Annotated in this window: 18 protein-coding genes and 1 tRNA gene; 3 read left to right on the top strand and 16 right to left on the bottom strand. The window is 43.7% G+C overall.

Annotated elements, in window-relative coordinates:
- Both A3739_RS10140 and A3739_RS10135 read right to left on the bottom strand, forming a co-directional pair.
- Window positions 1–1,328 (bottom strand): cadherin-like domain-containing protein (locus A3739_RS10140; RefSeq protein WP_156502522.1); only part of this gene is annotated, 1,328 nt, incomplete at its 3' end.
- Between the two features lie 455 nt (window positions 1,329–1,783).
- Complete coding sequence (locus A3739_RS10135) at window positions 1,784–3,862, bottom strand: PhoX family phosphatase (RefSeq protein ID WP_068473581.1); 2,079 nt, start codon at window positions 3,860–3,862, stop codon at window positions 1,784–1,786.
- A 239-nt stretch (window positions 3,863–4,101) separates the two neighbouring features.
- Between A3739_RS10135 and tatA the strand changes: the two genes are divergently transcribed.
- Window positions 4,102–4,335, top strand: a complete 234-nt coding sequence (tatA, locus tag A3739_RS10130; protein WP_068473578.1) for a twin-arginine translocase TatA/TatE family subunit — start codon at window positions 4,102–4,104, stop codon at window positions 4,333–4,335.
- Window positions 4,336–4,338: 3 nt separating this feature from the next.
- Here the strand turns inward: tatA and ubiG are convergent, their stop codons facing one another.
- From ubiG to A3739_RS10100, 6 genes are all read right to left on the bottom strand, one after another.
- Window positions 4,339–5,079, bottom strand: coding sequence for a bifunctional 2-polyprenyl-6-hydroxyphenol methylase/3-demethylubiquinol 3-O-methyltransferase UbiG (gene ubiG / locus A3739_RS10125; protein WP_068473575.1), 741 nt, complete (start codon window positions 5,077–5,079; stop codon window positions 4,339–4,341).
- A gap of 252 nt (window positions 5,080–5,331) precedes the next feature.
- Window positions 5,332–5,757, bottom strand: coding sequence for a hypothetical protein (locus A3739_RS10120; RefSeq protein ID WP_068501220.1), 426 nt, complete (start codon window positions 5,755–5,757; stop codon window positions 5,332–5,334).
- A complete protein-coding gene (locus tag A3739_RS28750) occupies window positions 5,754–6,143 on the bottom strand; it encodes a hypothetical protein (RefSeq protein ID WP_156502521.1) in 390 nt (129 codons plus the stop codon). The genes A3739_RS10120 and A3739_RS28750 overlap by 4 nt, the downstream gene beginning before the upstream one ends.
- 341 nt (window positions 6,144–6,484) lie before the next feature.
- Window positions 6,485–6,682, bottom strand: a complete 198-nt coding sequence (locus A3739_RS10110) for a hypothetical protein (RefSeq protein WP_068501214.1) — start codon at window positions 6,680–6,682, stop codon at window positions 6,485–6,487.
- 91 nt (window positions 6,683–6,773) lie between these two features.
- Complete coding sequence (locus tag A3739_RS10105; RefSeq protein WP_068501211.1) at window positions 6,774–7,058, bottom strand: hypothetical protein; 285 nt, start codon at window positions 7,056–7,058, stop codon at window positions 6,774–6,776.
- A 177-nt stretch (window positions 7,059–7,235) separates the two neighbouring features.
- Window positions 7,236–7,757 (bottom strand): thermonuclease family protein, encoded by a 522-nt coding sequence (locus tag A3739_RS10100; RefSeq protein ID WP_068501208.1) that lies wholly within the window; start codon window positions 7,755–7,757, stop codon window positions 7,236–7,238.
- A gap of 275 nt (window positions 7,758–8,032) precedes the next feature.
- On the opposite strand from A3739_RS10100, the gene A3739_RS10095 reads away from it, so the two are divergent.
- Both A3739_RS10095 and A3739_RS10090 read left to right on the top strand, forming a co-directional pair.
- Entirely contained in the window at window positions 8,033–8,362 is a 330-nt protein-coding gene (locus A3739_RS10095; RefSeq protein ID WP_068501205.1) for a hypothetical protein, read from the top strand.
- Between the two features lie 51 nt (window positions 8,363–8,413).
- The gene (locus tag A3739_RS10090) at window positions 8,414–8,683 is read left to right on the top strand and encodes a hypothetical protein (protein ID WP_068501202.1); all 270 of its coding nucleotides are present in this window, start codon (window positions 8,414–8,416) and stop codon (window positions 8,681–8,683) included.
- An 80-nt stretch (window positions 8,684–8,763) separates the two neighbouring features.
- Here A3739_RS10090 and A3739_RS10085 read toward each other — a convergent pair whose 3' ends face one another.
- The 8 genes from A3739_RS10085 to A3739_RS10050 all read right to left on the bottom strand — a co-directional run bounded on the left by A3739_RS10085 (window position 8,764) and on the right by A3739_RS10050 (window position 13,753).
- The gene (locus A3739_RS10085; protein ID WP_068501199.1) at window positions 8,764–8,943 is read right to left on the bottom strand and encodes a hypothetical protein; all 180 of its coding nucleotides are present in this window, start codon (window positions 8,941–8,943) and stop codon (window positions 8,764–8,766) included.
- Window positions 8,944–9,237: 294 nt separating this feature from the next.
- Window positions 9,238–9,624 carry a hypothetical protein gene (locus A3739_RS10080; RefSeq protein ID WP_068501197.1) on the bottom strand — a complete coding sequence of 129 codons (387 nt, stop codon included), beginning with the start codon at window positions 9,622–9,624 and terminating at the stop codon, window positions 9,238–9,240.
- A gap of 3 nt (window positions 9,625–9,627) precedes the next feature.
- A complete protein-coding gene (locus tag A3739_RS31160; protein WP_068501194.1) occupies window positions 9,628–9,912 on the bottom strand; it encodes a helix-turn-helix domain-containing protein in 285 nt (94 codons plus the stop codon).
- A 1-nt stretch (window position 9,913) separates the two neighbouring features.
- Window positions 9,914–10,171, bottom strand: coding sequence for an AlpA family transcriptional regulator (locus tag A3739_RS10070; RefSeq protein WP_082878347.1), 258 nt, complete (start codon window positions 10,169–10,171; stop codon window positions 9,914–9,916).
- 130 nt (window positions 10,172–10,301) lie between these two features.
- Window positions 10,302–10,733, bottom strand: coding sequence for a hypothetical protein (locus A3739_RS28745; RefSeq protein ID WP_156502520.1), 432 nt, complete (start codon window positions 10,731–10,733; stop codon window positions 10,302–10,304).
- A gap of 553 nt (window positions 10,734–11,286) precedes the next feature.
- Window positions 11,287–12,528, bottom strand: a complete 1,242-nt coding sequence (locus A3739_RS10060; RefSeq protein ID WP_068501223.1) for an integrase arm-type DNA-binding domain-containing protein — start codon at window positions 12,526–12,528, stop codon at window positions 11,287–11,289.
- A gap of 156 nt (window positions 12,529–12,684) precedes the next feature.
- Window positions 12,685–12,761 (bottom strand) — tRNA-Met (locus A3739_RS10055).
- A 176-nt stretch (window positions 12,762–12,937) separates the two neighbouring features.
- Window positions 12,938–13,753 (bottom strand): DUF6279 family lipoprotein, encoded by an 816-nt coding sequence (locus A3739_RS10050; protein WP_068473572.1) that lies wholly within the window; start codon window positions 13,751–13,753, stop codon window positions 12,938–12,940.
- Window positions 13,754–13,911: the final 158 nt, after the last annotated feature.

The raw sequence follows: 13,911 nt of genomic DNA, 5'->3' as shown, positions 1-13,911 counted from the left end.
TCTTGGCTCAGTGTGATACTTCCATCCTCATCAATTGCATACGCCAAGTTACCTGAAACTGGCGGGTCATTCACAGGAACAACTACGATATTCGCTTGGGCCGTATCGGTACCACCCTGACCATCAGACACGGTAAAGTCGACGGTGACATTACCATTGAAGTTCTCATTCGGTGCAAAGGTATATGTGTCATCTCCATTATCGGTGAAGATTCCATCCGTACCTGTGTATGTAACATCTGAGATACTCAGCGTATCGCCATCAACATCCGACGCTCCCGTTAACAGATCCCCATCTGTAAGCGTGATCGTCCCGTCTTCGTTCATCTGGAAATTCTGATCCTGCGCGACCGGCAGATCATTCACTGGGTTCACTGTCAAATCGATATTGGCTGCGACTGTCGCTTCACCATCGAATACATCGAAACTAATATCGAGATCGCCATTGAAGTTTGCAGCCGGTGTCAGCGTGAACGTCCCATCACCATTATCTGTAATCGTCAGTTCCGGATTGGCTGTCTGTAGATTCAACGCCGTGAGCGTATCACCATCCACATCGGACGAATTTGCCAGCAACACTTGTTGCGTTACAAGTAGCGAGTCATCTTCCTGCATAGTAAGTTCAATAGTACTACCGACATCTGGGTCATCATTAACGCTAGTAACATCCATTTGAAATGTTTCAGATACGGTTTTTGTATCGAAGTCTTCACCTTCAGCTGCAACTTGGTCAGTCGCTTCCTCAACAATCACATCAAAACTTTCAGTCGTCGTCTCAGAATCTGGATCGTTGTCGTTAAGAGCCTCTTCGAGCTGCGTCAACGCGTCATCTACGCTAATGTTGGAATCGAGTAAATCCTGAGCAATGCCTTGCGCGGCTTGAGCAAAATCTGGATTCTGAAGCGCAGCGGCGATGTCGTTCCCACCAACACTTTGAATACCAACTGCCTGAAGCGCGTTGGCAGTTGCCTCTTCGCTTAAACCGGCTGCGTCCTCACCATCAGAAGGCTCGTCTGACTCCAACTGAGAATCGACAATATTTGATTGCGCGTCGCTTGATTGAACCGCATCTGGTGATGCCTCTTCTTCTCCACCAGACGCGACTCCCTCGTCTGCGCTCTCGCCCTCAGTGTTCGACCCACTAAGATCTTGTTCCGCTTCGGTTATCTGACTATTTACGGTATCAGCACCAGTTGCTGCAGTATTAGTGGTTGTTGATTGCTGATTATTACTGCCCGAAGACCCATTCTCACTATTCGCCTCAGGGGTTACGCTGTTCTCGACTGCATCATTTAATGGGTTGTTTTCGTCATTAGGGATATCAGACATTGCGCTCTTCTCCAAACATTCAGATCACAACTCGATTTCGAGTTGTATTCAACGACAAACTCTAAAGCTTTGTTTTTTTACAAATAACTTTTCATGAAAGTAGTATTGATACGCGCGGTCTCAAGGAGGCGGCAAATAACCGTGATGAATATCACAGTAGAAACAAGAAAAGATAAAATCTATTCGCTATAAAGCATTGAAATTATTAGACAAATTCAAATTATTTAATTTGCTCAAGATTTGTGTGTTTTTGTTACACTTCTCGTTAGTTTTGTTGTTTGGGAAGGTTTTAAAAACAAGGTTAAAAGTTCATCAGTAAACGTCTGATGAAGGAGATAAATATAGAAGCTAATTCTATTAAATCTTTTCGAAATGAATGCAATCAAAAATGGATTTTATATGCATAGAAAAACAGCTCCCGAAGGAGCTGCTTTAAGGGGCAAACTTATTGCCGACTAAACACCGATTGCACCACCGTCTGTTTTACGGAATACAACTGTCGCTGCGCGAGGGCGAATGCTCGTACCTGATGGAGTTTCAGTTGTTGCATCAACCGCATATGGCCAGTTGCCTGGGTGCTGAATATTCGCAAAGAAACTTGAATTATCACTCGCAATCGCAAGCCCTGTCACTTCACAACCATTCGGACCAACAAAGAAACGACGTAATGCATCTTGATTCTCTGCCGAAATCACCTGCTGTTCACCATCAACACGTAACTTAGATGGAATAACAGCGAGCATTTGGTCGTTGGTATAGTTTTCAACTTCGTCTGCACCATTATCGGTTTGAATCCACATAATGCCGCGGTTATCAAACAACAGGCCGTCAGGGCTTGCGAACTGATTCATCTCAGTCAGACCAGAATTATTGTAGCTCGCTGCATCAACGCCCGAAGATGGTGCGCCAAATACAAAGATATCCCATTCAAATGCAGTTGGTTCTGCACTCTCATCCCAACGAAGAATATGGCCATACTTATTGTCTAAACGTGGATTAGCTGGGTTTGTCCCTGTTGTCGCATCACGGCGCGTATTGTTAGTGAGAGTGAGATAAACACTACCTGTAATTGGATCGACTGCACACCATTCTGGACGGTCCATTGGGGTTGCGCCCACGGCATCCGCCGCTCCTGGAGTGTTAAGAATCAATTCACCAAGAGAAGAGAACATATCGCCCAAGGTTGAGCCAGCCGTTAGGCTGTTATCTGCAATATAGTTGTCTGATAACGCCGTGCTCAATACTAGAGGGATCCACTCACCAGTGTTGTCGTCATTAAAGCGCATAACATACAGCGTGCCCTCATCCATGTACTTCGCACCTGTGGCTAAACGATCGCTTGGCGATGCATCTGCTGCATCCCAAAGTGCGGTGGATACGAACTTATACATATATTCAAAGCGCCCATCATGACCTGTATAAAATACAACGGGTTGTCCAACGGTTAACTTACCGAAGACACAGCCTTCATGACGAATGCGACCTAGTGCAGTGCGTTTAACCGCCATGCTTGTGTTGTCGTATGGGTCGATTTCAACAATATAACCGTGGCCATTTGGCTCGTTACGGTAATCCGTTGTTGGACCTGAGCCAGATGGCGTCGCGTCAAAACGCGTGAACTCATCGGCGACTTCAGAGCCGTCACCTTTTACATCATCCCAACCGTAGCGCGTATCGTCATCGTCTACACCAAGACGTTCATCCGCTGTGCTGCGCGTACCGGTATTAACAAAATAACCAGGCCAGTTTTCTTCACATGTGAGATAGGTTCCCCAAGGAGTATAGCCATTGCCACAGTTATTCAATGTTCCACGAACACGGTCCCCCGCTTGTGAATATGGCGTCACTAGCACTGAAGGATCTTGAGTAACAGGCCCCGAGATGCGCATTTCTGTCGCACCCGTAAAACGACGATTATATGAGTCATTGTCGACAACAGACCAAGTATCACCAGTTAAACGAATACGGATAACAGAAACACCGTGTGCGTTGATTTCTTTGCGTACTTCTTCAACATCTGTGCGCATACCGGTAATCGCGTCACGTGTTGCACCAGCAGGGTGAAGTGCATTTTGGTCGATATATTCGTGGTTGATACACAACAAGCCATCTGTCTCTTCGTCGTTTAATGGGAAGAAGTGCATGCCATCGTGGTGCATACCTACTGAGTTCGCTTGGTCTTCAGCAGTGTTCGTGCCGTCATCACGCCAAGCATTTGCAGTATTGTTAAGCGGCGTGCCCCAAGGCGCTAGTACCGATGCGGTATAACCCGCAGCAACGGTCACTGCATCAGTGAGAGAACCTGGAATAGACTCAAACCCCAAAGACACTGAACTCTGATCAGCACCGACAGAAGGGCTATCGCTACTGCTACAAGCACTCAAACCAAATGTAGACAGCATGCCTAATGCAGCCATGCCCCCAACACCGCCTTTTAAAACCGCTCTGCGGTTAAAATTCGCTTCCATTACCTCTGAAAAAGGCGCATTGGAACTCTTGTTAAACTTGCGCGGATCAAACGTCGCTTTACTCATTATCACATCCTAAATTTTATGGATTTATCTTGTTTGCGAAAAACTCACGCCGAAGAAACTAGCCGTGTGATGTGACAATTATTTGAAAAAAATATGACGTTTTAGCGGCAAACAATACAGGCATTCATCCACAACAAAGTACGGACTCGCGTCGAAAAAAATACATCTCGCTGAAGTAAAAATGTCATGTTTAAAAAATAGGATGTGTCGCTTTGGAATCACTCGAGTAGGTAAGAAAAATGGGGATTAGTCCAACACAGTTACTGATTATTTTAGCAATCGTAGCCTTACTATTTGGAACAAAAAAGCTTCGCAATATGGGTGGCGATTTGGGCAGTGCCGTCAAGAATTTCAAAAAAGAAATGAATCAAAACGAGCAGATACCAGAAGCAAGCCTGACACATTCTATTTCAGAAGCTGATTCGAAGGTCGACGCTACACCTGTACAGAGTTCAGCGCAGAAAAATAGCTAAGTTTCATCGCTGCTTTTCTGCGTAAATCATATAGTTGATCGCCAGCGATTCAATGATCGACATCGATCGATTGACAGGATTAACGCGCACACCAGCTTTGCGAACTACCTCGAAAGCGTCAGCGTTAAGGAACGCCTCAATCTCAGAAGGTTTTCTGAGCATAGAATAATGATGCGTTCCTTTTGGAAGCCATCGCAATACATATTCGGCGCCAAATACCGTCACAAACCAAGCTAGCCAATTACGATTAATGGTGGCAACAAAAGTGGCACCACCCTCTTTTACAAGTTCATGGCATGACGCCATAAACAAGGGAAGATTGGCAACATGCTCAACAACCTCCATGTTGAATACAACATCGTACTGAACACCTTCGTTTCGTAGCTCTTCAACTGAAATAAGACGATATTCAATATCAAGCTGCTGTTGTTCTGCATGTGTTTGCGCAATGGCAATATTCTTTTCTACGACATCGATGCCTGTAACCCTAGCGCCCAAACGCGCCAAAGATTCGCTCAATATTCCGCCGCCACAGCCAACATCTAAAACAGATAGACCAGATAAAGGCTTCAGGGAGTTTGCCATTTCGGATTGAGCGCAGAGTTGCTCGACAATCCAGTCAACCCGAAGCCTGTTTAATCGATGAAGCGGCCAAAATGGACCTTCTGCATCCCACCAGGTTTCTGCAAGTTGATGGAAGTGCGCGATTTCTCGTTGATTGATGGTCGTAGAATGATTTGTCACCCGAGTTCTCCAACAAACTAAGCCTTAAGAGTACGACTAAAGACGGAACGAAGTTCACCAAAGCTTAGGTTTAATCCGATAAGACAGGGATGGAGATAAATGTTTTTATAGGCGAAAAAAAGGCCGACTATTGTCGACCCTTTTTATTTGGTAGCGGGGGCCTCTACTGAAAAGAGCTATCAAACACATGTTTTATAAATAAATAAAGGCCATATATAACTAAACTGGCACCAAATATGGCACCAGTTTACATCAGTTACGAGTAATGCCGTTTTGAGGTAGTGAGGCTTTGCGAGACAGCATTGCGATTTCTGCAGTCATCAGTAGAAGGCATGCCGCAATGAACGATATAGTAGTGACGAGGATTAACCACCATGGCCCGCTAGCGGATAAACCTAGTAATATATAGGCGAAGATCAATAATATTACGGCAATAACAACCGCAACAGGAAACAAAGCATTCTTCCAGCTAAGCTCTGAAGCTTTAACATCCCAGACACCTGAGTGCATGGGCGATATCAGACCGACAGTGACTATTAGCACGCCCCAAACATGGGAAATATAAACGTTGAAAATTTCTTTAATCATCTCAGTTGAGTAAAGAGTTTCGAAGTAGAGTACGAGAGCCCAGCTCGTAATAAACAGCCAGTGCTTAATTGATTTCCCTTTAAAATTCATTCTTGAATAGTCCCTTGCTCAGAATTGTTTCTGGCGTCAGTAATGTTGTTATGTAGAAATTGATTAAAGATGTGGCACGAGACAATTTTGGATCTGGGTAACACGATACCGAAGTCATCAGGGTTTTCTCTGCCTGCTGTTTCAAAGTCCTCAATTGACGAAAAATAGTCATTAGAGAGTGTTAGCTCCAACGTTTCCGAGTCTCTATAGCCACTCATCATAGGGAGGATAGTTAAATAGCTAGACTCAGTCATTGGCTCAACTGTATCGAGCACATAGCCTACATACGCTTTTCGATTATCTAGAGTAACTTGCAGTGGTTTTTCTTCGATCATCGAAGTTAGGATGGTTTTGCTAAGATCGTCTTTCTGAAACACGTCGTACAATGCGCTAGCTCTGTCGGTTCTGATGTTTTGACCTACGATAAACAAGCCAGTTATAAGAGCCTGCCAAATTGTAAAGTGGAGAAGAGATTGAAATAGATTTTGCTCGAACAAAAGTCCAGTGTGGCAGTCAGCGCAACTCAGGTTTTGGATAAGGCGCGCGAAAGAATATGCGACGATTGAAAAGAATATGCCCCAAGAAAGAGACATAAGATAAAGGTGTTGCCCTGTCTTTCTAGCGGCCTGATACTTGAATTTAAATGTAGTGGATATGAAAACGTAACCGGCACAAGACGCAACGATGAGGACAAAGGCTATTCCATCAGCCGTCATATGATTCTATCCTAAGCTTGGTGATACGAGGACTCTTGGTTGCAATCTTTTTTCTTATTGCGAGCGGAAATAAGGTCTCTTACTGACCGTAAAAGAGAAGAGTTATCTTCAAAGGCTTCGTCCATTTTTCGATGCGCAACGCCATCGCCCACAATAGTGTAGTTTTTTCTCAGCACCTTAAGTGCATTAGCTTTGCGTTTATCTTCCATCTGAACCTCCATCGTCAGCAATAGTATGAGTGGAGGAGAGCTTTAGAGCAATTATATTTTGTAACGAGTAGTTTAAGAACTTAGAGGCAAATTAGAGCAACAAAGTGGTTTTGCTTCGTTCCAGCGCGTCTACAGCTTCGTCAATATAGTCATGTTTTTTAGGAATGCGGTCGATCATATCGCCGATGCAATTTACATGTTTAATCTTGAGGCTGCTTAATTTGATGATGCCTTCACCGTCGAATTTTTGTAGCTCCTCCTTAATTTTGAAAAGTAGCGGTTCAATTAGGTTAAAACGCTTGTCGGAAATCTCGCCGGTGGCTTGGCAAATAAGAGTTTTAAGCGTTCTTAGTTCCGAAATGGTTTCAGTAAGCATGGAAATCTTGACTTGGTTTAATGCGAGATTTTTTTGAAACTTATACTGGGACTTAGAAACCGAATAGGAACAGAAAGCTGCGTAGGCCGCTAGACCAGTTGCGATTACGGTTAGCCAATCCTGTAGGCTCGTAGTTTCGATAGTTTTCTCCTTTGGTAAGTGATAGACGGAAGCGTCTTAGTCTTCAGCGAGGTCTTGACACCAACCTAGGCGCTTCCCTCCGTTATATGGTCGAGCATGGCCTTGTTTTAGCATTTCCGATGCGATATCAATTTCCTCATTAGATTCGTTGATAACTTCTACTTTAGCTAGAAGTCTGCTGTATTTGTCATAATCAATATCGTAAAGAATGATACCTTTAGGGCTAAGTCGAGCGTAAGGGGTTAGTAAATTTTCTAGTGCTTCCTTTGCATTTTTTGCTGCGTTTTTTTCATACGCGCAGTTCCCTTTTATTTCGGGCGTGTCAATCCCTCTTATTCGAACAGGCATGTCTCGTCCTTTATATTCAGCGCCAGGAAGCCAAGTTACTGAGAAAGTATCACCATCAAGTACTCTGGTTAGATAAAAGTTGTCACCAGAATGAGTAAACGTTTCGCCGAAAATTTTGTTGCCTGTCCCTCTGATACCCTCATCTGAACACCCTAATGTCATCAAGGAGCAAATGACTGCTGCTAAAATGTCTTTTATTCGTTTGACCACTCTACGCCTCTCCCTGTGTATTTGTTTTTCCTTTGATAGACAAAACTACCACTCAACCCATATCACTTCTAATAATTTTGACCGATTTCTCTACTGAATTACCCTTCATTCAGTGCTAGCATCATAGCTATCAAAACCGCATCAAAAAGAACAAAGCAAGGACTCCGTAGTACATGTTCGAACCAACCTTCAAAAGCACTTGTATGAACGGTAGTTTTAACTGGGCTGTGTGACGAGATTTCTGTAAACGCTTTGTAAACACGGGAGTTGAACAAATGACGATGATTTTAACTAACAGCCTTGTTCAGTTTGTTGATGAGTATCAGGCGGCGATCGTCATCATTTCTAATGTTGCATTGATGATTTGCTTGCTCCAGCAGCAGAGAAGGCGTGTAGCTGCCGCTAATGCGGAATTTATAGCGAAGCTGAGAGAATCTTCTGCAGAAAGGGATGAAAGCGAATATTCGCGCTTTCGCGATTGCACTCGATTCCATTTCACTGGTGACGGAGAGATGTGGGCTGATAAGAATGGCGAGGTTCTTTTTGATACTTGTCTCGCATCTTCGTCTAAAGATGTTGCTGATAGAGGAATTTGTAGTAATTAACAGCCATGGTTTTTCATGGTAAATCAATCTGCCAATAAATAGGTTAATCACATGGATGAGAGAGATCATAAAATTATTAAAGTTTCAGCTATTGTTCTCGCTATAGCCCTCTTATTTCCTCCCTGGGAATATACTTATCAAAAAGAAGGAATGAGCCAGTCGGTTAAGCCTGCTACCCATGCGTTTCTTTTTACGCCACCAAAGCCAGAAAGTGCTTCTCCTTTCTTTGGGGTACAACTTAGCTATGGGAGGCTCGTTATTGAGGTTCTTCTAGTAGGTGTGTTAGCAAGTGTGTATCGATTCTCTGCGAGAAAGAGTTAGGACTTTAATGCTTGCTAAGTGAGATTGAAATTTCAAAGCTTTATCGATTAGGATTTTCACTTGATCTAGATGCAGCACCTCTACTTATCGAGTTCGTGCAGGATATTCTTTTTTAATTCAAGGATCTCTTCATCCTCTGAGCTTTCAATCCATTGGTCTCTTGTGAGCGTTTTTATTTTCAGCTCTCCGCGCTTTCGTTTCTCAATTAAGTCGCTAGCTATCTTACGAGCCTTTTCTCTCTCTTCCTTGGTTCTTGGCATCTACTACCTCATCAAATATTCAATATAAACTGACCTGTCTAACAATACTCTTTTCTGAGCATGTTGTTCTATAACCTAGTCTCTCTAATATGGAGAGCAAAATGGAATCATCGCATACAGGTCGAAAGCCTATGGCTTAAATATATAAAGGTTACCGAGAGGCGGTATAGAAAATATTGAAATGTGTACTGACTATACCGATCGGCGGTATAAGGCTTATCAAAATATAGTGTAAAGATTGAAGAACTGAACCGTAAGGCGGTATAAGCTGGGCCGCCATACGGTACAGGGAAGTTAATTTATTCGAAATGACCTCAGTGGTGCTGTTGTGTTGGGGATTTCGAGTTTTCCTCCACACTCATCAATATTGTGAAAAGTAACGCCATACAAGCTACAGAGGTTTCTACCGCCTTGCCGGGTTAAAACCAATAAACCTGCATTGACGAGTTCATTTTTTGCGTTTGTTAATGTGTCATTTGATGTCCAGCCATACTCTTGCATAAGAGACAATGTAATACTGAAATCACCATTGTTGTAGCCCTGATATTGCCTCAAAACGTCCACAAGTAGTACTTTCGACTTGTGGCTTAGATTGATGTAGTCAGTATGCCTTAAAACGTCTTTTGGCAGCATCACGAAAGGACGTTTCTTTTGTCCACTTTTTCCTTTAGGGCGAGCCATCTCTTACAAGACTCCACAATGCTCGTTGACAAGAACATAGCGGGCATTACGGTGCTTGTAGCCTCGACTGTTTTCCTCTGTCGTCCATACAGTTCGAATATCCCAGTCCATCTCTCGAAGCTCCATAATTCGTGGTGCTGGTGACATTATGTCCAGTTGTTCACGAGCGTAGATTGTAGTCACACCTTCGTTAGAGCGTTCTTTGAGCGCATTTAAAAGCCGTGTTCGTTGGGCTGATGTAGAATTTAGTTGCTGACTTTCGCCCTTCGGGGCGTTTGTTTTTTTCATTCTATGCTTCTCCCAACTCGCGTCTCTCTAATAGGTTTTGAACCAGCTCTTTGAGTTCGGCTTCGCTCTTGCCTGCAATACGCGCTTTCATCACGGCGAAGACTTCATCGCTAGGCCAGGCAACGGTTCGGGAAGTGATGGCAACGCCAGGGGTCATAAGCCCTTTGCTGATGTCGTTGTAAAATGCTGTGCGGCCCTTACCTAGAGTCCTGCAAGTCTCAGGGCGACGCATCATGTAGACGGGGATTTCAATACTCATTATTTCAACCTCATTCAGTTAACGAACTTAGGCGGCAGGCTTTGGTTGCCTGCGACCTTGAGGCTGATTGAATAGTTTTGCGGGAAGGGCTACACCCCAGCTGGGGTTTTCTCGACCCCTGCTGGGGTTTTTATCGATTAGTTAGCTTGCGATTTGCTTCTGCAAATACAGATTCGAGAGTTGATTTAGAGATGCCCTTAAGGTCGTCTTTCTGCTCAACTAAGTCCATTATCAAGGCATTTTGTTTCCATCCTTTTTCTAGCAGTAACTCCTTTTTCAAAAGAGCAATGATCAGATAAAGTGTTTGTTCGCTAATTTTCGATGACTTTTCTCCTGACGAACCGCCCAGAATTAATCGCTCGTATCGTTCTACTTCGTCGGAGACCACATAAAGGTCACTAGTGCTGAAACGTACATCCCGAATGTAGTTTGTGAGTATTAGTATCGAGTCTTCGGGAATGTCGTAGTAGACAGTCTCGCGCACCCAGTCTTCGACTTCCACAGATAGCTCTCTAAACTCTAGCAATTCACCGTCGATCACTGTCGCTTCTATTTTCTCCACAGTTTCCTTGCTAAGCTGCTCAAACTTTTCTATCGAGAGAAATTGCTTGTCGTCAGTGTGCTCCTTTGGGTTACACCACCGTTTCCGAAGCCCAAAATTATCGAGTTTATAATGTCGACCGAGCCCCAAAGTTAAAAGATGTATTTGAAGCTTTCCTGTTGCTCCAAGACGCAAAATGTCTCTGAGGGTAACCTCTGTTTTAAAAAGCTTTGACCAACGGTCCGAAAGCTCGGTTAGAGAATAGTAGTCGTGTATCAAGATTCTTCGCACCTCTACGAGTCTATGGAATGAACAACCGCATCAGGCTGTATAGGTAGGCCAGTTTTCCGGAGCGACCCTAGATGCGGCTAAAACGGGTAAAGAAATTAGTCTACTGTTTGTTTCTAGTTTGGAATTTGAGTTCAACGTATCTGAATATTGCTTCAAGCTCGGCAATTGTCTTCCCACTCTCAAAGAACTGGTGCGCGATCTCTTTAATCTGCCCTTCCCTTTTTGTTTGCTAGTCTACTCGCATTATTTTAATTTCCTTGATTAGTAACGGGGTTTTATATTGTTAAGCTCTGTGCTTAAAGTTGGCAACAATTACATTGGTATCAATCTTTAGGCTATCCAGATAATCAGCCCAGTTTTGCATCATTTCCGTCCTGCCTTCCATGTGCGTCGTTCTGTTATAAGCGCGTCCATTAGCGTCTTTTACTGCGTGCGCTAACTGGTGCTCTATCCAATCAATACGATAACCCAAGACTTCATCTAATAAAGTTCGGGCCATTGCTCTAAAGCCATGCGGTGTCATTTGCTCGTTTGTATAACCAAGCGTTCGTAAAGCTGTTCTTACTCCGTTCTCGCTTAGTGGCCTGCTAACGCCTCGCGCATTAGGAAACACATATTGATAGCGGCCTGTATGTGGCACCATGCCTTTGATTAATTCGACTGCTTGCGTTGAAAGTGGCACCAGATGCGGTTCGCGCAGCTTCATCTTCTCAGCAGGAATTGACCATAACTTTTCTTCTAGATCGATTTCTTGCCATTCCATGTGGCGAAGCTCTCCAGGACGAACAAATAAAAGTGGGGATAACTTTAAGGCTGTCTCAACTACCTTCGTTCCCTCAAAGCCATCTATCGCTATCAACAACTTCTTGGCTTCTCCTGGTGTTGTTACTGCGGCAAGATGCTTTTCTTTTGGCTTGGTTAAAGCTCCATCCAAGTCTCTTGATGGATCGCGTTCAGCCCTTCCCGTTGCAACTGCGTAGCGGAATATTTGTCCTGCTGTTTGCTTTACTCTATGAGCAGTATCATGCCTGCCTTCAGATTCTTTCTTTCTGAGAACTGCTAATAATTCTTGAGGGGTAATTTCGGAGATCGGACGTTTACCAAGGTCGGGCTTTAGATACTTATTAACGAAGCGTTCAACACGCACCGTATGACCTTCAGACCAATGTAACTTTTCTTTTTCTAACCACTCACCAGCAATCACTTCAAAGCTACTGGCAGCATTAACATGCGTCTGGAGTTTCTTTTGACGTTTTACATCTGACGGGTCTAAACCTTCTCTTAACTGTTGACGAGCAATCGTTGCTTTTTCTCGCGCTTCTTTGATGCTGACTTCAGGGTAAACCCCAAAGGCAATACGCTTTTGTTTGCCTGCAAATCGGTACTTTAAACGCCAGTATTTTCCGCCATTTGGCATCACTTCAACGTAAAGACTTTGACCATCAGACAAGGTATAAGGCTTGTCCTTCGGCTTAGCGTTCTTGATGGAAATATCGCGTAGTTTGTTTATTTCTTTTGCAGACATAAATGGCACCAGCGTTTTTAGGTGTGGCATCAAATATGGCACTAAGTGGTGCCAGTTGTCTACGGTTCGAGAAGAACTCTTACGGAATGAATAGGCACAAAAAAGCCCGCAGTTGGCGGGCTTAGAAGCAGTTGCGGTATGTCGCGAACCTTTATTTGGTAGCGGGGGCCGGATTTGAACCGACGACCTTCGGGTTATGAGCCCGACGAGCTACCAGGCTGCTCCACCCCGCATCAAAACTTTTTGCTTGTTCCTAGCTGGTTCTAGGCTCAAGGTTTGAGAGATTTTGTCTGGCTGCGTTTGCGCCCTCCCTCAACACGGCGCGAATAATATAGAGTGCTGAGCACTTGGTCAAGCGTCCTTTCAAATAAAATTTGCAATATTGATTTAACAAAGCAAAAAAAGCGGATTACTGGTCTTCTAAAGTGTCTTGAAGTGTCTCAATCCATTCATCTAATTCGTCTTTGGCGTGCTCCACTTGACGCTCTGTTAACGTCGGCACTAGACGATCAAGTGTTTGCTCTACCTGCTTACGATTTTCAGAACGGCTAGCGGCATAGTCTTCCGTCCACCAAATTGAAGGGTCTACAATCCAGATACTCAAACTCTGGGTATCTCCGGAAGTGACGGCTCGTCGTAAACTCGCCGCCCATTGATTGGTGTTTTCATTTCGAATATTAAACTCATTCGGCAATAGAGAAATGTTCTCTCTAACAATCTCGACCTGCTCATCATTTAAATCACCAAACCAATTCTCTAATCGCTCAATTCGCTGATCTTCTTTGTCTTCTTCGTTTGTTAAAGCTTTAAACCAACGTTCTTTACCTTCTTCCAAGTATTCATCAAAGGCGTCTAAGTTAGAGTCATCTAACATTAACCACAAAGGCTCTATTCGGGGCGCCAATGAACTCAGAAATCGATCAATATTGCGCTCGAGCGTATCGAATAGTTCCGACACATCTTCTGCCGAGGGCGCACTTTGCCATTTCTCACTGGAACGATTTAAATCAGCAACCAACACGGGAAAGCCTTCTTTTAAAAACCATGCTTTCATTTCTTCGGCGACAACTTCAACTTGCTCTTCTTGTTGATCATTCAAATCAAACATTCGAGATAGCTGCCATGAACTTAGCCAAGGCAAACGTTCAAACAAAAAGCCGAAGGTGGAACATGCGCCTAAACTCAGAGACAAGATAATCACGGTAAGTTTTCGGTAAAAAGACACTGATACGAGCCTCTAAACAAATGTTATTTTTATTTATACGCGCCATTTAAGTATTCTGGTTCGCAGTGAAATATTGAGTGCAATGCAACTAATTCATACCACAATTCAAAAGAAACATTATGTCTACATTTTCTAGTTCTTCGCGAACCTTATTTGTT

Source organism: Oleiphilus sp. HI0067 (assembly GCF_001635735.1).
Note: the sequence above shows the minus strand (reverse complement) of the source record. Positions and strands in the feature narration are given on the sequence as shown.